Source organism: Micromonospora trifolii, from assembly GCF_050516465.1.
Taxonomy (GTDB): Bacteria; Actinomycetota; Actinomycetes; order Mycobacteriales; family Micromonosporaceae; genus Micromonospora; species Micromonospora trifolii.
In genome coordinates this window covers 66,405-86,328 of sequence record NZ_CP191526.1, presented here as the reverse complement: position 1 = coordinate 86,328, position 19,924 = coordinate 66,405, and the positions used below count along the sequence as shown (strand labels likewise).

At 70.7% G+C, this 19,924-nt stretch carries 16 protein-coding genes; 9 read left to right on the top strand and 7 right to left on the bottom strand.

All coding sequences use genetic code 11. The features are described 5' to 3' along the window. The first annotated feature begins 17 nt into the window (after positions 1-17). The 3 genes from ACQRWP_RS00400 to ACQRWP_RS00390 all read left to right on the top strand — a co-directional run bounded on the left by ACQRWP_RS00400 (position 18) and on the right by ACQRWP_RS00390 (position 4,198). Positions 18-1,451: a Wzz/FepE/Etk N-terminal domain-containing protein gene (locus tag ACQRWP_RS00400; protein ID WP_430500251.1), complete on the top strand. Its 1,434-nt coding sequence runs from the start codon at positions 18-20 to the stop codon at positions 1,449-1,451. Between the two features lie 214 nt (positions 1,452-1,665). After that, positions 1,666-2,937, top strand: coding sequence for a DUF1800 domain-containing protein (locus tag ACQRWP_RS00395; protein ID WP_430500249.1), 1,272 nt, complete (start codon positions 1,666-1,668; stop codon positions 2,935-2,937). A gap of 1 nt (position 2,938) precedes the next feature. Continuing rightward, positions 2,939-4,198 (top strand): DUF1501 domain-containing protein, encoded by a 1,260-nt coding sequence (locus tag ACQRWP_RS00390; protein ID WP_430500248.1) that lies wholly within the window; start codon positions 2,939-2,941, stop codon positions 4,196-4,198. A gap of 54 nt (positions 4,199-4,252) precedes the next feature. On the opposite strand, the gene ACQRWP_RS00385 is transcribed toward ACQRWP_RS00390, so the two are convergent. Continuing rightward, a complete protein-coding gene (locus ACQRWP_RS00385; RefSeq protein ID WP_430500246.1) occupies positions 4,253-6,103 on the bottom strand; it encodes a trypsin-like peptidase domain-containing protein in 1,851 nt (616 codons plus the stop codon). A 129-nt stretch (positions 6,104-6,232) separates the two neighbouring features. Here ACQRWP_RS00385 and ACQRWP_RS00380 point away from each other — a divergent pair, with 129 nt between their 5' ends. The 6 genes from ACQRWP_RS00380 to hutH all read left to right on the top strand — a co-directional run bounded on the left by ACQRWP_RS00380 (position 6,233) and on the right by hutH (position 14,093). Further along, positions 6,233-7,084, top strand: coding sequence for a MurR/RpiR family transcriptional regulator (locus ACQRWP_RS00380; RefSeq protein ID WP_430500245.1), 852 nt, complete (start codon positions 6,233-6,235; stop codon positions 7,082-7,084). Positions 7,085-7,101: 17 nt separating this feature from the next. After that, entirely contained in the window at positions 7,102-8,760 is a 1,659-nt protein-coding gene (gene hutU, locus ACQRWP_RS00375) for a urocanate hydratase (protein ID WP_430500244.1), read from the top strand. An 86-nt stretch (positions 8,761-8,846) separates the two neighbouring features. Beyond that, complete coding sequence (locus ACQRWP_RS00370) at positions 8,847-10,016, top strand: allantoate amidohydrolase (RefSeq protein ID WP_430503374.1); 1,170 nt, start codon at positions 8,847-8,849, stop codon at positions 10,014-10,016. Then, positions 10,007-11,374, top strand: coding sequence for a formimidoylglutamate deiminase (locus ACQRWP_RS00365; protein WP_430500242.1), 1,368 nt, complete (start codon positions 10,007-10,009; stop codon positions 11,372-11,374). Before ACQRWP_RS00370 ends, ACQRWP_RS00365 begins: the two co-directional genes overlap by 10 nt. Continuing rightward, positions 11,371-12,558, top strand: a complete 1,188-nt coding sequence (hutI, locus tag ACQRWP_RS00360; RefSeq protein WP_430500241.1) for an imidazolonepropionase — start codon at positions 11,371-11,373, stop codon at positions 12,556-12,558. Before ACQRWP_RS00365 ends, hutI begins: the two co-directional genes overlap by 4 nt. Further along, complete coding sequence (hutH, locus tag ACQRWP_RS00355; protein WP_430500239.1) at positions 12,555-14,093, top strand: histidine ammonia-lyase; 1,539 nt, start codon at positions 12,555-12,557, stop codon at positions 14,091-14,093. Before hutI ends, hutH begins: the two co-directional genes overlap by 4 nt. Positions 14,094-14,155: 62 nt before the next feature. Here the strand turns inward: hutH and rdgB are convergent, their stop codons facing one another. From rdgB to ACQRWP_RS00325, 6 genes are all read right to left on the bottom strand, one after another. Next, positions 14,156-14,773, bottom strand: coding sequence for an RdgB/HAM1 family non-canonical purine NTP pyrophosphatase (gene rdgB, locus ACQRWP_RS00350; protein WP_357270395.1), 618 nt, complete (start codon positions 14,771-14,773; stop codon positions 14,156-14,158). A 52-nt stretch (positions 14,774-14,825) separates the two neighbouring features. Then, a complete protein-coding gene (gene rph / locus ACQRWP_RS00345; RefSeq protein WP_238678305.1) occupies positions 14,826-15,551 on the bottom strand; it encodes a ribonuclease PH in 726 nt (241 codons plus the stop codon). Between the two features lie 9 nt (positions 15,552-15,560). Next, entirely contained in the window at positions 15,561-16,730 is a 1,170-nt protein-coding gene (locus ACQRWP_RS00340; protein ID WP_430500237.1) for a glycosyltransferase, read from the bottom strand. Then, complete coding sequence (locus ACQRWP_RS00335; RefSeq protein ID WP_430500236.1) at positions 16,727-17,872, bottom strand: glycosyltransferase family 4 protein; 1,146 nt, start codon at positions 17,870-17,872, stop codon at positions 16,727-16,729. The genes ACQRWP_RS00340 and ACQRWP_RS00335 overlap by 4 nt, the downstream gene beginning before the upstream one ends. Positions 17,873-17,982: 110 nt before the next feature. Continuing rightward, positions 17,983-18,726, bottom strand: a complete 744-nt coding sequence (locus ACQRWP_RS00330) for an MBL fold metallo-hydrolase (protein WP_430500234.1) — start codon at positions 18,724-18,726, stop codon at positions 17,983-17,985. A 223-nt stretch (positions 18,727-18,949) separates the two neighbouring features. After that, positions 18,950-19,915, bottom strand: coding sequence for a PLP-dependent cysteine synthase family protein (locus ACQRWP_RS00325; RefSeq protein WP_238683413.1), 966 nt, complete (start codon positions 19,913-19,915; stop codon positions 18,950-18,952). Positions 19,916-19,924 lie beyond the last annotated feature (9 nt).

Genomic DNA, 19,924 nt, shown 5'->3' with positions numbered 1-19,924 from the left:
GCGGGTGGGGATCAAGAGTGAGGCTTTCAGGCGGATTCCTGCCAGCTGGGGTGTCCAGTCCGCCATCGGACACTTCGCGACACACGACAGGCTTCCGTGGCGTCGTCAACAGAACACGTTCTTCAGTCAGCCAATGGACCCAGTTGACGCCTCGGCATCACCTGCAGGCCTTACGCACGTATCGGTGGACGGTACTCGCACTCGTCCTCCTTGGCGGAGCAGGCGGCGGCCTGGCATCTTTGCTACAGACCCCTACCTACAAGGCGAGCGCGCAACTGTTCTTCTCGCCGAACTTTCCGACGACGGACATTGGTCAGCTCGACGCGGGCGGGAACTACATCCTGCAACGCGTCCGGTCGTACACCGAAATCGCCAACAGTCCCGGAGTCGCCGCGACGGTGATAGATCGGCTGGATCTTCCTTATACACCTGAGCAGCTCATGTTAAGGGTCAGCGTCACGGGCAAGGCCAGCACAGCTGTCCTTAATGTCGAGGTCAGCGATCCGTCCCCTGAGCGGGCGCGTGACATCGCCAATGCGATCGCGGAAGAGTTTCCGACATTTATCGGTCAGCTCGAGAAGCCTGCGGGGATTAATACATCACCGGTGAAGGTTTCCATTGTTCGCCCGGCGACCGCGCCGTCGTCACCGGAATCGCCGCAGCCCCTCAACAATGTCGGCCTCGGCCTTGCAGGTGGTTTGTTTGTGGGCGCAATAACGGCGATCACGGGCTACGCCAGGGCACGCGCCGTACGGGACGAGCACCACGCAAGTGAGGTTGCCGCCCTGAGCTTGGTCGGTGTTGTCAAAGTCAATACGAAGACACCAGTTCTCATTGCGGACAACGAGCAGTCCGTCCGTGCGGAGAATTTTCGGCAAATGCGGGCAAACGTTCGACTACAGGCGGTCGGCGAACGTCTGACCAGCATCACGGTCACTGGTTGTTCCGCCGGTGACGGCAGAGCTGCTACTGCGGCGAACCTGGCGATCGCGTTCGCGCGGGCCGGCGAGACGGTGGTGCTGGTAGACGGGAACCTGAGGAACCCTGAGGTCCACGAACTGCTTGGCATTCCCAACGAAGCCGGATTGGCGAACATCCTCCGGGGTGAGGCATCGGTCAACGACGCCGTAGTTCGATGGCGCCAAGATCTCCCGCTGTACGTCCTTCCCACTGGCCGAGTCGAACCAGGGCCCAGCGAGAGGTTGTTTCGACCGGACGGGCTCGCCAAGGTGACGGAGGCCCTTCGCCGAGGCCAGGCCTTCGTCATTGTCAATGGCCCGCCGCTGTTGTCGGACGCCGAGGCAACGTTCCTGATCACCGCCACGGACGCCACCGTGGTCGTGGCCCGGGTCGGCGTGACGCACACCGAGCAGCTCGCCGCCACCGTCGGCGTGCTGCGGGAGATGCGCGCGAACCTGCTGGGCCTGATCGCGGTCCGGTCCACCAAGTAGCACGTGGACAGATCACCCGAACCCACCGCATGCCTACACAGTGGACTCGTTATCATCGAATTCGAGTGCCAGGGCCGGGATCCGAACCCTCGCCCTCGGCCCGTCGAGCTGAGGAGCAGTTTCCACTAGACTGAATCGCGCCTGGTCCCGGCCGGGGCTGCGGACGGCGGAGCCGGGTCTTGAGATCCGGCCACCTCTACATAGGTTTACGGGGATGAGCGATAACGTCGCGATGCTGTTGAGGCGAGCGGGCTTCGGTCCGACCATGTCCGAGCTGGCCGCAGCGAAGAAGGCGGGTTACGCGGCAACGGTTTCAAGGTTGATGGCGCCTACCAACCCGGATCGAGGTGCCGCCTCTTCACCGATGCCGGACCCCGGGCCCGATCCCTTCAACGATCTACCGAACCCGACTACCGAGCAACGGGCTGCGGCAGAGTCGGCACGGAAAGAACATACCGATGCGATCATTCGATGGTGGCTGGACCGCCTGACAGCCGCGGACCACCAGACCAACGAGAAGCTGATTTTCTTCTGGCACGGACACTGGGCTACCTCGATACGAAAGGTCGGTAGTCCGCAGTTCATGCTCGCGCAGCACAAAAAGTTCCGCAGTTCACCGAACTTCGGGGTGATGGCAAGGAAGTTGGTTTCCGACGCGGCCCTGATCTATTGGCTCGACGGGCAACTCAACACCAAGGCCGCACCGAACGAGAACCTCGCTCGGGAGCTGATGGAGCTGTTCATGCTAGGTATCGGGAACTATACCGAGCAGGACGTAAAGGCGGCAGGGCGCGCGCTGACCGGATGGAAGACGGACCTGGGCGTCCCGGAAACGGCAATCTTTTTTCCTGATGCTCACGACGCCAGACCCAAGACGATTCGTGGCACCACTGCCAAATTCGATGCTTACACGCTGGTTGATTTCCTGGCGAAGCAGCCGGCCTGCAGGCGTTTCATCGCCTCCCGCCTTTGGTATCGATATGTCTCATCCACCGAGCCGATCGCCAGATCCACCCAGGAGAAGATGGCAGCCGCATTCCCAGTAGGAATGCAGATGCTACGAGTCCTCTTCGAGGACGAAGAGTTCCGGTCGGCTCGCCATCGGCTCGTGAAGCAGCCGGTTGAATGGCTCGTCGGAGCGATGCGGCAGTTGAACATCCGGCCTGCCCACTTTTCGAAGCAAACACTGCACCAGGTAGTGGGTGGACTGCAGGGCCTCGGCCAGGTTCCCTTCGCGCCACCGAGCGTCGGTGGTTGGCCAGGCGGGACTGCCTGGCTCAATTCGGCAGCTGCTCAGGTTCGCCTAGGTTTCGCCGACCTGCTCGCTGGGCTTGTCCAGGTCGATCGAATGACCCCGGAGGAGCTGGCGAATGTTCTCGCGATCGAGACGTGGACCAACCGGACGCATCTCACATTGAAACAGGCGAAAAATCCGCGACAGCTCTTAACCCTCGGCCTTGCAAGCCCAGAGTATCTGGTGAACTGATATGGATCCGCTGACCCGACGCAAGTTCCTCCTCGCCTCAGCCGGGGTCACCGGTGCCGCCGCACTTGCCGCCGGCGGAATCGGCCTTGCCGAGCTGTTCGCGACCGCCAGAGACAACCAAGACTCCAATGCAGGCGACGAAACCGACAAGATAGTTGTCGTAACTCTCTACGGCGGCAACGACGGGCTCAATACGGTAATCCCCTACGCGGATTCGGCGTATTATTCCGCGCGCCCCGAATTGGCCTACGCCCCTGAGCAGGTGCTGCATCTCAATGACTCGCTGGGGCTAAACCCGGGGATGACCGGGCTGAAACGACTCTGGGACGACAAGCAGGTGGCCGTCGTTCTCGGTGTCGGCTATCCAAGGCCTGATCGGAGCCACTTCCGGTCGATGGACATATGGCAGACAGCCTCGCCGGAGCTGCCCGTCGCCAGCGGATGGGTGGGTCGCTGGCTCGACGGTACCAGCGCTCCTGCCTCGGCCGCCGTCAGCTTTGATCCGGTACTCCCGCCGCTTCTCGTCGGCGAGACGCGCGTGGGAGCTTGTGTGGCGGTCGACGGACTGCAACTACCGCCCGGGATCAACGTCGATATGATCACCGCACTCGCGCAGAAGCAGGATGGCGAGTCGGACCTGCAGGTACGCGCAGCGGAGGCGTATCAGGACCTCCTCCGGGTGAATGAGCTCGTTCAACAGGCAAAGAACGCCGACATCCCCCGGGAGGTGGCCGAGCTTGGGCCCCTACCGGCGACTGCGACTGGCGGTGAGAGTTCACTAGCCGCCCAGCTCGACCTGGTCACCCGGTGCGTCGAGGCGGGTGTGCCCACGCGGGTCTACTCGGTGAGCCTGGGTGGGTTCGACACGCATGCGAACGAACGGGTCGGACAGGAGTGGCTGCTGAAGCAGCTCGACAACGCATTGTCCGCGTTCATGGACCGGCTAGCGAAAACGAAGGCCGGACGGCGGGTATCCGTAGCCGTTTACAGCGAATTCGGCCGCCGAGTCAGGGCCAACGCATCGGATGGCACCGACCACGGAACAGCTGGACCGGTTTTCCTGATGGGCCCCGGCATAGCGGGCGGACTATACGGCGATCAGCCGAGCCTGACCGATCTGGACGATGGCGACCTCAAGGCGACGATGGACTTTCGCGACGTCTTTGGCACGCTTCTTGACTCCGTACTGCAAGCCGATCCGGCCAAATACCTCAACGGCTACCAACCAAAGTTGCTGCCGCTCGTCCGTCGCGGGCTGTAGAGCGAGATGGTGCGGCCTGCGCGGTCTGGACCAGCCACCGCGCCCGCTGCCATGTCACCGCCTGTTCCGGCTTCTAGCCGCCACCAGCAGGACGACGAGCGCGACGATCAAGGCCCCGCCGAGGGCGGCAATGAGGACGATGGCCCAGGCCGGAAAGCCTTCCGTCTCCCCCTCGATGTTCTGGCGGTCGATCGCGTTCTGGCGGTATGTCTGCGCGACGAGGTTGGTGGGTGAGTTGTTGGCGGCAGCCTGAAGCTGGGTGACGGCGTCCGAGTACCTGCCGGCGAAGTAGGCATCGAGCCCGCTTCGATACAGCTTGTCGGCGTCGCCGAGTTCATTGGTGATTCCGGCTTCCCTGAGCAGCGCGGCGAGAGTGGGCACCGGCACGATCGCCCGGTTCGCTTTGCTGGACAGTTCCTCATCGTTGTCCAGGATTCCGACAACACGGCCGCTTGAGTCGATGGCTAGCCCGCCGCGGGAGTGGCCCCCGATATCGTCGTTGACCCGATACACGGACAGCTGCCCCAAACTGCCCGAGCCGGTCACGGTCACAGGTTTCGATTCCACGGTGTAAGCGGCGGCAAGGGGATCCTTGTCGCTCGTGGCATAGCCGATCGAAAGCAGTGACGTACCTTGCTGGACATCGGCCGACGTGTTCAATTCGGCGACGGGGAGGCGATCATTGGCGAGCTTGACGAGGGCGACATTGCCCGCTTCTTGATCCCACGTCTTGACAATCTCGCCCGGAATCGCCGGGCTGTCGGTGAGATTTCCCTTAGCCAGATTCGACTGGCCGAAGAGTCGCACTTCCGGTTCTTGTTCAGAATCGATGCCGGTGAGAACCGTAGTCTTGATCTTCGTCGCAACGAACGCGTCGAGTCCCCCGGAATCGAGCTGCTTCTCCTCGATCAGTGTTCGGCCCAGTACGTAGAGGGCGTTCTGACGGGCGGTGTCGTCTGCGGGCTTCACGCAAGGGCCACTGGTGAGCACGTGGCCGGCCCGACTCACCACAAATCCGCTACAGCGGCGGTTGAAGGTGATCGGCGTCGCACGCAGGGGCGTTCCGGTTTGCTTGTCCCGGAGGTAGCCAGTAATCAGAACCTCTACGTAGACCAGAGATGGCGAGGCTATCGCCACCGCTCTTTCCTCGAGGCTGTACGGCGGCGGGGGCTTCTTGGTGCCACCCGATCCGAGCCAGAGAAAAGCCCCACCGGCTCCGGCCAGTACTACCACGACCAGTGCGGCGATCCCGATCCAGAGCCCGGTGCGCCGGGGTGGCGGCGTGGACGGGGTGATCCGGCGCACGGGTGTGGTGAACGCATCGGCACTCGGCCCGCTCACCGGGGAGACGTGTGCGGCCGGCGGTGACGAGGTCACTGCGGTCGGCGACGTGGGCACGCCGGAGATCGGGTGCGGGACCGCGGAGACCAGCTGGCCGGGGATCGGGCCGGTTTGCACCGCCCACGGCGCTTGCGGCCCACCGGAGACGGGCTGCGGCGGGGCCGACACGGGCGGGGCGGACACCGCGGGCGGGGCGGACACCGCGGGCGGGGCTGAGACCGCGGGCGGGGCGGACGTCGGTGGGATCGCCGGCGGGGCGGGGGTGTACTCGACGCCGAGGGCCCGGAACAGCTTCTCGGCGCCAGGGCCGGCCTCGGCGGGGTATGCCACCCAGGGCGCGGCGGCCGAGAAGTCGGCGTACGTGTAGGGCATCGGGTCGGCCGACCGGGCCAGCAGGTCGGCAGCCCCGGCGAACGCCTCACGCCAGCCGGGTGTGGCGGCCACTGTGGCGTCGAGCACCGCAACGGTGACGAATCGGCCTTGCTCGTCGATCGCGGCCCATGCTTTCCCAACTGGAGACCCGCCGAGCGCGTGGGTGTACCTGTAGGGGCCTTCCGGCTGCATGCGCACTCCTCCGTTGAACCGCCGTGCGGATAGTACCGACCGTCGGCCAACCCGGCCTGCCCCGCCCGGGGCGACCGGTGGCGGCCGGCGCCGCTTGCCAGTGAAAATTCTCATGCATAGAGTCGGCTCATGAATGAAGGAGCTGTCGAGGCACCCGCTGACCGGGTGCTCGACCTGTTCCAAGGGGTGCGGCTCACCCCCACCCAGCGCCGGATCGCGCACTGCCTTGTGCAGCACGCCCCCGCCGTGGCCTACCTGTCCGCCGCCGAGGTCGCCGAGTTGGCCGGGGTCAGTCAGCCGTCGGTCACCCGGTTCGCCGTCGCGCTCGGCCACGACGGCTACCCGGCGCTGCGCCGCCGGCTGCGCGACCTCACCGCCACCACGCCGGGCGGGTCGACGGACGCCGGCAACGAACTCCAGCAGGCGGTACGCGCCGAGATGGGCAACCTGGACCGACTGGCCGGTCAGCTCGCCGACCGGGACCGGATCGCCGAGACCGGGCGGCTACTCGCCGAGAGCCGCCCACTGCCGGTGCTCGGCCTGCGCGCCGCCGCGCCGCTGGCCGCGTACTTCGCCTACTTCGCGGCGAAGGTCCACCCGGACGTACGGGTCCTCGACGACGGCGGCAGCCTGCTCACCGACCGCCTGGAGCAGGCCGCCGAGGCCGGCGCGTCCGCCGTACTGGCCTTCGTGCTGCCCCGCTATCCCCGGGAGACCCTGGACGCGCTGCGCGACGCCCGCCACGCCGGGTTGACAGTGGTGGCGATCACCGACTCGCCGGTCAGCCCGGCCACCGAGTACGCCGACGTGGTGCTCGCCGCGGCGGTCGGCGCGCAACTCGTCTTCGACCTGCACACCGCACCGATGACCCTGGCCATGGTGCTGTTGCAGGCGATCTGCGACGCCACCCCGGCCGACACCCAGCGCCGTCTGGAGGCGTTCGAAGCCTCCGCGGCCCGCCGACAGTTGTTCCTCGGTTGACCGGAGGAGAACCAGAGATGACCCAGCCCATTCGTGCCGCACGGGGCAGCCAGCTCACCACCCGCGGGTGGCAGCAGGAGGGCGCCCTGCGGATGTTGATGAACAACCTCGACCCTGAGGTGGCCGAACGCCCCGACGACCTAGTGGTCTACGGCGGCACCGGCAAGGCGGCGCGGGACTGGCCGTCGTACCACGCGTTGGTCCGCACGCTGACCGACCTGCGCGAGGACGAGACGATGCTGGTGCAGTCGGGCCGCCCGGTCGGGGTGATGCGCACCCACGAGTGGGCGCCCCGGGTGCTGCTGGCCAACTCGAACCTGGTCGGCGACTGGGCGACCTGGCCGGAGTTCCGCCGCCTGGAGCAGCTCGGCCTGACCATGTACGGGCAGATGACGGCCGGCTCCTGGATCTACATCGGCACCCAGGGCATCCTCCAGGGCACCTACGAGACGTTCTCGGCGGTGGCCGCCAAGAGGTTCGACAGCACCCTCGCCGGCACGCTGACGCTGACCGCAGGCTGCGGCGGAATGGGCGGCGCGCAGCCACTCGCGGTCACCATGAACGGCGGCGTCTGCCTGATCGTGGACGTGGACCGCACCCGGCTCGACCGTCGGGTGCACGACCGCTACCTGGATGAGGTCGCCGACTCCCTGGACGACGCGATCGCTCGGGTCCGCGCGGCGAAGCGGGAGCGCCGGGCGCTGAGCGTGGGCGTGGTCGGCAACGCCGCCGAGGTCTTCCCGGAGTTGCTGACCCGGGGCGTCGAGATCGACATAGTGACCGACCAGACCAGCGCGCACGACCCACTGGCGTACCTGCCGGTGGGGGTGGAGCTGGCCGAGGCCCGGGACTACGCCGCCGCGAAGCCGGCCGAGTTCACCGACCGGGCCCGCGCGTCGATGGCGAAGCACGTCGAGGCGATGGTCGGCTTCCTCGACGCCGGCGCCGAGGTGTTCGACTACGGCAACTCGATCCGGGGTGAGGCGCAGCTCGGCGGCTACCAGCGTGCCTTCGACTTCCCGGGCTTCGTGCCCGCGTACATCCGGCCGTTGTTCTGTGAGGGTAGGGGTCCGTTCCGGTGGGCGGCGCTCTCCGGGGACCCGGCCGACATCGCGGCCACCGACCGGGCGATCCTCGACCTTTTCCCGGAGAACGAGTCGCTGGCCCGTTGGATCAAGCTGGCCGGTGAACGGGTCGCCTTCCAGGGCCTGCCGGCCCGGATCTGTTGGCTCGGTCAGGGCGAACGGGACAGGGCGGGCGTGCGGTTCAACGACATGGTCGCCTCCGGCGAGCTCTCCGCCCCGGTGGTGATCGGCCGCGACCACCTGGACACCGGCAGCGTCGCGAGCCCGTACCGGGAGACCGAGGGGATGGCCGACGGCTCCGACGCCATCGCCGACTGGCCGCTGCTCAACGCCCTGGTCAACACGGCCAGTGGGGCTTCCTGGGTGTCCATTCACCACGGCGGCGGGGTGGGGATCGGCCGGTCGATCCACGCCGGGCAGGTGTGCGTGGCCGACGGCACCGCCCTCGCCGGTCAGAAGATCGAGCGGGTGCTCACCAACGACCCGGCGATGGGCGTCATCCGGCACGTCGACGCCGGCTACGAGAGCGCCCGCGAGGTCGCCGACCGCACCGGCGTCCGCGTCCCCATGACCGAGGGGGGACCCGCGTGAGCGCGAGGAGTGCAGCGCAGCGGGGCCCCGCAGTCGCGAACAACAGAGACGCAGCGAGCGACGAGCTTTCCGCCCGGTTCCGAGCGCTGTGGGACGAGATCGCGCCGGTCGGGCGGGACGCCGACAGCGGCGGCTACCTGCGGTACGCGTTGACCGAGCCGGAGCGGGAGCTGCGCACCTGGTTCCGGGCGCAGGCCGAGCGCCGTGCCCTGCCGGTCACCGAGGACGGCAACGGCAACCTCTTCGCCCACTGGGGTGACCCGGAGGCGTCCGACGCGGTGCTCACCGGCAGCCACTTCGACTCGGTGCCGCACGGCGGGGCGTACGACGGGCCGCTCGGCATCGTTAGCGCGTTCCTCGCCGTGGACGAGCTGCGCGCCGCGGGCGTCACCCCCGGCCGGCCGCTGGTGCTGGGTGCCTTCGTCGAGGAGGAGGGTGCGCGCTTCGGCGTACCGTGTCTGGGGTCGCGGCTGCTCACCGGGGCGCTGTCGGCCGACCGCGCGGCCGGCCTGCGCGACGCCGCCGGGGTGAGCTTCGCCGAGGCGCTGGGCGACCGGCCGGCGGGCGCCCGCCCGGAGTTGCTGGGCCGGTTCGGCGCCTTCGTGGAGTTGCACGTCGAACAGGGCCGCGCGCTCGTCGACACGGACTCGCCGGTCGCGGTGGCCAGCGCGATCTGGCCGCACGGCCGGTGGCGCTTCGACGTGGTCGGCGAGGGCAACCATGCCGGTACCACCCGGATGGCCGACCGGCGCGACCCGATGCTGACCTACGCGTTCACGGTGCTGGCGGCCAACAAGGAGGCCCGGCTGCGCGGCGCGCACGCCACAGTGGGCCGGGTCGCCGTCGAACCCAACGCCACCAACGCGATCCCGTCGAAGGTGACCGGCTGGCTGGACGCCCGGGCGGCCGACCCGGAGACGCTGAACGGGCTTGTCGACGCGGTACGCGGCAAGCTCGCCGAGCGGGCCCGCCGCGACGGTACGGCGGTGACCGTCACCGAGGAGTCGGCCACCCCGGTGGTCGCCTTCGACGGCGGGCTGGCCGACCGACTGGCCACCCTGCTCGGCGCGCCGGTGCTGCCCACCGGCGCGGGGCACGACGCCGGGGTGCTCGCCGCGTACCTGCCCACCGCGATGCTCTTCGTGCGCAACCCGACCGGTGTCTCGCACTCCCCCGCCGAGGCCGCGACCGACGACGACTGCGCGGCCGGGGTACGGGCGCTGGCCCGGGTGCTGGAGGAGCTGACATGCCGGTGACACCGACCCGTTGGCTCGCCGAATACGCCTGGCTGCCCGAGCACGCCGAGCCCACGCCCGACGTGCTCATCGAGGTCGAGGACGGCCGGATCGCGGCGGTGACGCCGCTGACCCCGGGCAGCAGGCCACCGGCCGGGGTCGAGGTGTACGCCGACGCGTTGCCGCTGCCCGGTCTGACCCTGCCGGGCCTGGCCAATGTGCACTCGCACGCCTTCCACCGAGCGCTGCGCGGGCGTACCCACGGCGGGCGGGGTGACTTCTGGACCTGGAGGGACCAGATGTACGCCGTCGCGGACCGGCTGGACCCGGACACCTACCTCGCGCTGGCCCGCGCCGTCTACGCCGAGATGGCGCTCGCCGGCATCACGTGCGTGGGCGAGTTCCACTACCTGCATCACCGGCCGGACGGCGGCGGGTACGACGACCCGAACGCGATGGGCGCGGCGCTGGTGGAGGCCGCCGCGCACGCCGGGATCCGACTCACAGTGCTGGACACCTGCTACCTGACCTCCAGCGTGGACGGTCGGCCTCTCGCCGGGCCGCAGCGCCGCTTCGGCGACGGTGACGCGGGCCGCTGGGCCGAGCGGGCCGCGGCGTTCCAGCCGGCGGACCCGCACGCCCGGGTCGGCGCTGCCGTGCACTCGGTGCGGGCCGTCCCGGCCGATCAGATGCGCACGGTCGGCGACTGGGCCCGGGAGCGGCAGGCGCCGCTGCACGTGCACCTCTCCGAGCAGCCCGCCGAGAACGACGAGTGCCGGGCCGTGCACGGGCGCTCGCCCAGCGGCCTGCTCGCCGAACACGGCGTGCTCGGGCCGAACACCACCGCCGTGCACGCCACGCACCCCACCAGCGCCGACCTGAGCCTGCTCGCGGACAGCCGGACCGGGGTGTGCCTCTGCCCGACCACCGAACGGGACCTCGCCGACGGGATCGGCCCGGCCCGGCTCATGGCCGACGCGGGCATCCGGCTGAGCCTCGGCAGCGACAGCCACGCCGTGATCGACCTGTTCGAGGAGGCCCGGGCGGTGGAGCTGGACGAGCGGCTGCGTACCCGCCGGCGCGGTCACTTCGCGCCGCTCGACCTGCTGAGCGCGGCCAGCGTCACCGGGCACGCCGCGCTGGGCTGGGCCGACGCCGGAAGGATCGCGGTGGGCGCCCGCGCCGACCTGGTGACGGTACGCCTGGACAGCGCCCGCACCGCCGGGGTGCCGCCGGTGGGCGCGTTCTTCGCAGCCGGGGCGGCGGACGTCGAGCAGGTAGTGGTGGACGGCCGGGTGGTGGTGGCCGAGGGCCGACACCTGACCGTCGACGTGCCGGCCGAACTGTCGGCGTCGATCGAGGCGGTGACGCCCGCATGAGTGGCAGTCTGCTGGTCGACAACATCGGTGAGCTGGTCACCAACGGCGCCGGCGAGGGACCGCTCGGCATCCGCCGCAACGCCGCCGTGCTGGTCGAGGAGGGCCGGGTGGTCTGGGTCGGGCCGTCCGCGTACGCGCCGGCTGCCGACCATCACGTCGACGCCGGTGGGGCCGCCGTGCTGCCCGGTTTCGTGGACAGCCACGCCCACCTGGTCTTCGCCGGGGATCGGGCTGCCGAATTCGCCGCCCGGATGGCCGGTGAGCCCTACACCGGCGGCGGCATCCGAACCACTGTCGGTGCCACCCGGGCCGCCACCGACGAGGAGCTGCGGGCCACCGTGCGCCGGCTGCGCGGGGAGGCGCTGCGCCAGGGCACCACCACCATGGAGATCAAGAGTGGGTACGGCCTGACCGTCGCCGACGAGGCCCGCTCGCTGCGGATCGCCGCCGAGACCAGCACCGAGACCACCTTCCTGGGCGCGCACGTGGTGCCCGCCGAGTACGCCGACCGCCCCGACGACTACGTGGGGTTGGTCTGCGGGCCGATGCTGGCCGCTGCCGCCCCGTACGCGAAGTGGATCGACGTGTTCTGCGAACAGGGTGCCTTCGACGTGGACCACGCCCGCGCCATCCTGGCCTGCGGTCAGGCCGCCGGGCTGGGCGTACGGCTGCACGCCAACCAGCTGGGCCCCGGCCCCGGGGTGCAGCTGGGAGTGGAGCTGGACGCGGCCAGCGTCGACCACTGCACCCACCTGAGCGACGCCGACGTGGCCGCGCTGGCCGACACGGCCCGCGGCGACGGGCCGGGCACCCGCACGGTGGCGACCCTGCTGCCCGGCGCGGAGTTCTCCACCCGCTCGCCCTACCCGGATGCCCGCCGGCTGCTCGACGCCGGTGTCACAGTGGCGCTGGCGACGGACTGCAACCCCGGCTCGTCGTACACCTCGTCGATGCCGTTCTGCGTGGCCCTCGCGGTCCGCGAGATGCGGATGACCCCGGCGGAGGCGATCTGGGCCGCCACCGCCGGTGGCGCGCGAGCGCTGCGCCGCGACGACATCGGTGTCCTCACCCCCGGCGCGCGGGCCGACCTCGTCGTCCTCGACGCGCCGTCGTACCTGCACCTGGCCTACCGGCCCGGTGTCCCCCTGATCCGCCAGGTAATACGCAACGGAGTTCCGCAATGACGAACGTGACCATCCAGCCCACCGGGATCACCGCCGACGACGTGCTCGCGGTGGCCCGCGGCACCGCCACGGTCGTCCTCGCCCCGGCCACCATCGACGCGATGGCGACCAGCCGGGCCATCGTGGACGGCATCGAATCGTCGGGCCGTCCCGTCTACGGGGTCTCCACCGGGTTCGGCGCGTTGGCCAACACCTTCATCGCCCCGGAGCGGCGGGCCGAGCTGCAACACTCGCTGATCCGCTCGCACGCCGCCGGAGTGGGCGCCCCGATGCCGCGCGAGGTGGTCCGGGCCATGATGCTGCTGCGGGTCCGGTCCCTCGCCCTGGGCCGGTCCGGGGTCCGGCCGCTGGTCGCGGAGGCCCTGGTCGACCTGCTCAACCACGACATCACCCCGTGGGTGCCGGAGCACGGCTCGCTGGGCGCCTCCGGTGACCTGGCGCCGCTGGCGCACTGCGCGCTGGTGCTGCTCGGCGAGGGCTGGGTGCTCGGCCCGGCCGGTGAGCGGCAGGACGCGGCCGACGCGCTGACCGCCGCCGGGCTCAAGCCCATCGAGCTGGCCGCCAAAGAGGGGCTGGCGCTGATCAACGGCACCGACGGCATGCTCGGCATGCTGCTGCTGGCCATCCACGACGCGGCGCACCTGTTCGCCATGGCCGACGTGACGGCCGCGCTGGCCATCGAGGCGATGCTCGGCTCGGAGCGGCCGTTCCTGCCCGAGCTGCACGCGATCCGGCCACACCCCGGTCAGGCGACGTCGGCGGCGAACATCCACCGGTTGTTGCAGGACTCCCGGGTGATGGACTCGCACCGCGACGACCTGGCGCACGCCGTGCAGGACGCGTACTCGATGCGCTGCGCGCCGCAGGTGGCCGGCGCGGCCCGCGACACCCTGGACTTCGTCCGCACCGTCGCGGGTCGGGAGCTGGTGTCCGTTGTGGACAACCCGGTGGTGCTGCCGGACGGCCGGGTCGAGTCGACAGGTAACTTCCACGGCGCGCCGCTCGGCTTCGCCGCGGACTTCCTCGCCATCGCCGCCGCCGAGGTGGGCGCGATCGCCGAGCGGCGGGTGGACCGGCTGCTCGACGTCACCCGCTCGCGGGAGCTGCCGGCGTTCCTCTCCCCCGACGCCGGAGTCAACTCCGGGCTGATGATCGCCCAGTACACGGCGGCCGGGATCGTCGCCGAGAACCGTCGGCTCGCCGCCCCCGCCTCGGTGGACTCGCTGCCCACCAGCGGAATGCAGGAGGACCACGTCTCGATGGGCTGGGCGGCGGCCAAGAAGCTGCGTACCGTGCTGGACAACCTGACCAGCCTGCTCGCGGTGGAGCTGCTGGCCGGCGTACGCGGCCTCCAGCTGCGCGCACCGCTGGAGCCGTCCCCGGCCGGCCGGGCGGCCGTCGCCGCGCTCGGTGCTGCGGCCGGTGAGCCCGGCCCGGACGTGTTCCTCGCCCCGGTGATGGAGGCGGCCCGTGCCGTCGTCGCCGGGCCGGAGTTGCGCACCGCCATCGAACGGGAGGTCGGCCCGCTGGGCTGATCTCCGTCGGGTCGCTGTCGTCCGCCGCGGGTCAGGCGGCGGGCGGCAGCACCTCGCGCCCGTCAGGCGGCGGGCGGCAGCACCTTGGCGATCAGTTTGGCCAGCTCGCGCAGCGCCTTGCCCCGGTGACTGATGGCGTCCTTCTCCGCCGGGGTCAGCTCGGCGTTGGTCCGGTCCTGTCCGTCACCCAGGAAGATCGGGTCGTAGCCGAACCCGCCGTCACCGCGCGGCGCGCGCAGCACCCGCCCGGACTGCCGGCCGTCGACGAGGTGCTCCTTGCCGCCCGGCAGCACCAACGCCACGGTGCACACGAACGAGGCGGCCCGCTGCTCGTCCGGCACGTCGCCGATCTGGTCCAGCACCAGCTGGAGGTTGGCCCGGTCGTCGCCGTGCTGGCCGGACCAGCGGGCGCTGAACACCCCCGGCATGCCGTTGAGCGCGTCGACGGCGAGCCCGGAGTCGTCGGCGATCGTCGGCAGCCCGCTCTGCCGGCAACCCTCCCGCGCCTTGATCAGCGCGTTCTCGCCGAAGGTCAGGCCGGTCTCCGGCAGCTCCGCGTACTGCTCGACGTCGTCCAGCCCGAGCAGGGCGATCCGGTGCGCGCCGAGCGCGCCGTCGAGGATCCGCTGCAGCTCGACGAGCTTCTTGCGGTTACGGGTGGCGAGCAGGACCTTGTTCATGCTGAAACACCTTTGTTCGCGACTGCGGGGCTCGCAAGCTCACTCCTCGCGCTCACGCGAGTGCCTTCCGCTGGGCTTCGGCCAGATCCGCGCAACCCGCGACGGCCAGGTCGAGCAGGGCGTCGAGCTGGTCGCGGGCGAACACGCCCGCCTCGCCGGTGCCCTGCACCTCGACGAAGTCGCCCGCGCCGGTGCACACCACGTTCATGTCCACCTCGGCGGCGACGTCCTCCTCGTAGCAGAGGTCGAGCCGGGCCTCCCCGGCGATGATCCCCACGCTGACCGCGGCCACCGAACGGTGCATCACCTTCTCCGGCTTACCGGCCAACGACTTCCGGGCGGCAAGCCAGCCCACCGCGTCGTGCAACGCGACGTACGCGCCGGTGATCGCGGCCGTGCGGGTGCCGCCGTCGGCCTGGAGCACGTCGCAGTCGAGCACGATCGAGTTCTCACCGAGCGCCTTGAGGTCGATGCTGGCCCGCAGGCTGCGGCCGATCAGCCGGGAGATCTCGTGGGTCCGGCCACCGACCCGGCCCTTGACGCTTTCCCGGTCGGAGCGGGTGTTGGTGGCCCGGGGCAGCATCGCGTACTCGGCGGTCACCCAGCCGAGCCCGGAGCCCTTGCGCCAGCGGGGCACCCCCTCGGTGACGCTCGCCGTGCAGAGCACCCGGGTGCCGCCGAACTCGACGAGCACCGAGCCCTCCGGATGGGTGCTCCAGCCACGGGTCAGGGTCACCGGTCGAAGTTGAGAGGGCCCTCGCCCGTCAGGTCGCGCCATGCCTGCACCCTATGCGGTGCGGCGATCCATCTCGCTCGGGGTGCCCCGGGGAACGTCCGCGCCGTGCACACCGAGGAACCCGGCGACCGCCGCCGGCCAGCCGAACTCCTCGGCCCGTACCCGGGCGGCCCGCCGCCGCTGCGCCTCCGGTCGGGCCGCCAGGCGGGTCACCGCCGCCGCCATCGACACCCCCGTGCCGTACGCCGCCAGCCCGGCCTCGCCGACCACCTCGGGTAGCGCGCTGGCCGCGTTGACCACTACCGGAGTGCCGCAGGCCAGCGCCTCCAGGCCGGTGAGGCCGAAGGTCTCCACCGGGCCCGGCGCCAGCACCACGTCCGCGCTGGCCAGCAACGCGGCCACCGTGGCGCGGTCCGGCAGGAAGCCGGTGAAGGTGACCGGCAGCCCCGCCGCCCGCCGGGCCAGCGCCCCGCGTAGCGGACCGTCGCCGGCCATCACCAGCACCGCCGGTACGCCCTTCCGGTGCAGCTCGGCGAGGGTCTGCACGGCCAACTCCGGCCGCTTCTCCGGGGAGAGCCGCGCGCAGTGCACCAACAGCAACTCGCCGGTGTCGGCGTACCGCTCGCGTACCTGTGGGTCGGCCCGGTGCGGCGCGAAGGTGTCCAGGTCCACCCCGAGCGGCACCAGGTCCACGTTGTCGGCGCCGATCCGGTCGAACTCCTCGGCAGCCCATCGGGTCGTGCAGACGATCCGGTCGTACGCCCGACTGGTCGCCCGGTTGAGCCGGTCGGCGGTCGGTCGGCGCAGCGCGTCCGGCACACCCCACTGGCCGAGCAGCCCGGTCAGCGACTCGTGCGACACCATCACCGACGGCACCCCGTGCGCCCGCGCCCACCGGCCCGTCCAGCGCAGCGACGACCGGTCGGAGACCTCCAACCGGTCCGGTGCCAGGTCGGTGAGGAGCCGGGCCAACCGGCGTCGGCCGGCCAGCAGCCGGTAGCCACCGCTGCCCGGCAGCTGCGGCCCGGGCAGGGTGACCACCCGCCCCCACGGGTACGTCTCGTCGGCGGCCCGCTGACCGGGTATCACCAGCACCGGATCGTGCCCGGCCGCCCGGTAGCCCGCGCCGAGGTGCCGCAGCGCGGTACGCAGACCACCGGACCGTTCCGTGACGAAGTTGGCGAGCCGCACGATCCGCAGCCCGCCGACGGGCCCGGTCACGAGGCGGCCGGCAGGCCGACGGTGGCGGCAACGGCGCGTACCGCGTGGTAGTGCCCGATCAGCTCGTCGCCGACCGCCGCCCAGCTGCGGCGACTGACCGCGACCCGGGCGGCCAGCCCGTAGGCCTGCCGCCGGCCGGCGTCGCCGGTCAGCTCGGCCACCGCCGCGGCGAGCGCGTCGCCGTCGCTCGGCGGCACCAGCAGGCCTGTCACACCGTGGTCGACGAGGTCGACCGGGCCGCCGCTGGCCGGCGCCACGACCGGCACCCCGGAGGCCAGCGCCTCCTGGATGGTCTGGCCGAAGGTCTCGTGCGGTCCGGTGTGCACGAACAGGTCCAGGCTGGCGTAGAGCCGCGCCAGATCCTCGCCCTGCTGCACGCCCAGGAAGGTCACCCCGGGCAGCTCCCGCGCCAACTGGCGGCGGGTCGGGCCGTCGCCGGCCACCACCACCCGTACGCCGGGCAGTCGGGACGTCGCCGCCAGCAACTCCACCCGCTTCTCCGGGGCGAGCCGACCGACGTAGCCGACCAGCAGCTCACCGCCGGGCGCCAGCCGGTCCCGCAGCGCAGCGCACCGCTTGGCCGGATCGAAGCGAACGGCGTCCACACCGCGCCGCCACAGCCAGATCCGCTGCACCCCGTTCGCGATCAGGTCGGCGGCGGCCCGGGTGGAGGGGGCGAGGGTGCGCTGCGCCGAATTGTGGATCTCACGGATCCGCCGCCACGCCGCGGCCTCGCCCCAACTGACCCGGTACGCCCGGGCGTACGCCGCCACATCGGTCTGGTAGACCGCCACCGTGGGCAGCCCGTGCCGGCTGGCCAGCGTGGCCGCCCGGGCGCCCAGGACGAACGGACTGGCCAGGTGGACCACGTCCGGCTCGGCCGACAGCAGCGCCCCGGTCAGTCGGGCGTTGGTCGGCACACCCAGCCGGAAGCCCTGGTAGCGGGGCAGCGGCACGCTCGGGATGCGCACCACCGGGTACGGCAGCCGGTCGATGCCCTGCCGGCCGGCGCCCGGCGGGGCGGGCGCGATGACCACCGGCTCATGGCCCTGGTCGAGCAGGTGCTCCGCCGTCCGCACCACAGAGTGCGCGACGCCGTTCACATCCGGTGGGAACGACTCGGTCACGATGGCGATCCGCATGCCCACACCGTGCGGGTGCCACGGGTGCGCCAGACGACCGCCCGCTGACCGGCCGGCGAACAGTACGGCACAACACCGCGGCCCGGCCTCGCAAACCGGGACTCGGTGCGTCAGACGTCGTAGCTGGCGCCGGGCCGGACCACCTCGAGCGGCCCGGTGTACGCGGAAGCGGCCGACTCCAGCGTGTGCGCCTCGCTGCCCCAGGCGGGCACCAGGTGGGTGAGCAGCAGCCGGCCCACAGCGGCCTTGGTCGCCGCCTCGCCGGCCTCCCGACCGGTCAGGTGCAGGTCCGGCGGGTTGTCCATGCCGTCGAGGTAACTGGCCTCGCAGAGGAACACGTCGGCGTTCTGGGCCAGCCGCAGCAACGCCTCGCAGGGTGCGGTGTCCGACGAGTAGCACAGCGAACGGCCGTCGTGCTCCAGCCGCACACCGTACGTCTCGACGGGGTGGTTGACCCGGTCGACGGTGACGGAGAACGGGCCGATCGGGAATGTGCCCGGCTGGAGCGCGTAGAACTGGTACACGTCCTCCACCGAACCGTCGTCGCCGTACGCGGCGCTGAGCCGGTCCGGCGCGCCGGCGGGCGCGTACACCGGCAGCGCCGGGTAGGGGCCGTCCGGGGCGTACCGGCGCACCACCACGTAGAGCACGGCGTCGAACATGTGGTCACAGTGCAGGTGGGTCAGCAGGATGGCGTCCGGGGCGTGCAACCCCGCGTACCGCTGGAGGCTGGACAGCGACCCCGAGCCGAAGTCGACCAGGAGCCGGAAGCCATCGGCCTCGATGAGATAGGCCGAGCAGGGCGACTCGGGGCCAGGGAAACTGCCGGCGCTTCCCAGAACGGTCAGTCGCATCGAGTGGTCTCGCTGTCACTATCAGTAGCACCCGCACCGGCGACGGTCCCGGCCATGATCTCTACCGACGCGTACGCCACGCTGCGCAGCCTACGCTGGCGCACCCGGCAGCAAGAATCATCCAACGGAAGTTGTCACGAACGTGACACCCGCTCGCGGTACGTCGGGAAGCGCACGGGCCGTCGACGAATGTCGACGGCCCGTAGTCGGCAGACCAGATCGGTCAGGCCCAGAGCTGTCCCTCCAGGGCGTCCTCGGCATCGGCGAGTGTGCCGCCGTACGCGCCGGTGGACAGGTACTTCCACCCGCCGTCGCAGACCACGAAGGCCACATCGGCCCGCCGGCCGTCGCGCACCGCCTCGTGCGCCACCGCCAGCGCGGCGTGCAGGATCGCACCGGTGGAGAACCCGGCGAAGATGCCCTCCACCTCCACCAGCTGGCGGGTACGCAACACCGCGTCCCGGGTGCCGACCGAGAACCGCCGGGAGAGCACTGAGGCGTCGTAGAGCTCCGGAACGTACCCCTCGTCGATGTTGCGCAGGCCGTAGACCAACTCGCCGTAGCGCGGCTCGGCGGCCACGATCTGAATGCCCTCGACCTTTTCCCGCAGGTAACGCCCGGTGCCCATCAGGGTGCCGGTGGTGCCCAGCCCGGCCACGAAGTCCGTGATGCTGGGCAGGTCGTGCAGCAGCTCCGGCCCGGTCGTCTCGTAGTGCGCCCGTGCGTTGGCCTCGTTGCCGTACTGGTAGAGCATCACCCAGTCGGGGTGCTCGACGGCGATCTGCTTCGCCGTGGCGACCGCCTGGTTGGACCCACCCGCCGCCGGCGAGAAGATGATCTCGGCCCCGTACATCCGGAGCAGCTGCACCCGCTCGGTGGAGACGTTCTCCGGCATCACGCAGACCAGCCGGTAGCCGCGCAGCTTCGCCACCATCGCCAACGAGATGCCGGTGTTGCCACTCGTCGGTTCGAGGATGGTGTCACCCGCGCGGAGCCGGCCAGCCTCCTCCGCCGCCCGGACCATGAACAGCGCCGCACGGTCCTTGATGCTGCCGGTGGGGTTGCGGTCCTCCAGCTTGGCCCAGAGCCGCACCGGAGGAGCCCCGTCGGGCACCGTCGGGGAGAGTCGGGGCAGGCCGACCAGCGGCGTACCCCCGCAGGCGTCGAGCAGGCTGTCGTACCGCGCCATGGCGGCCGA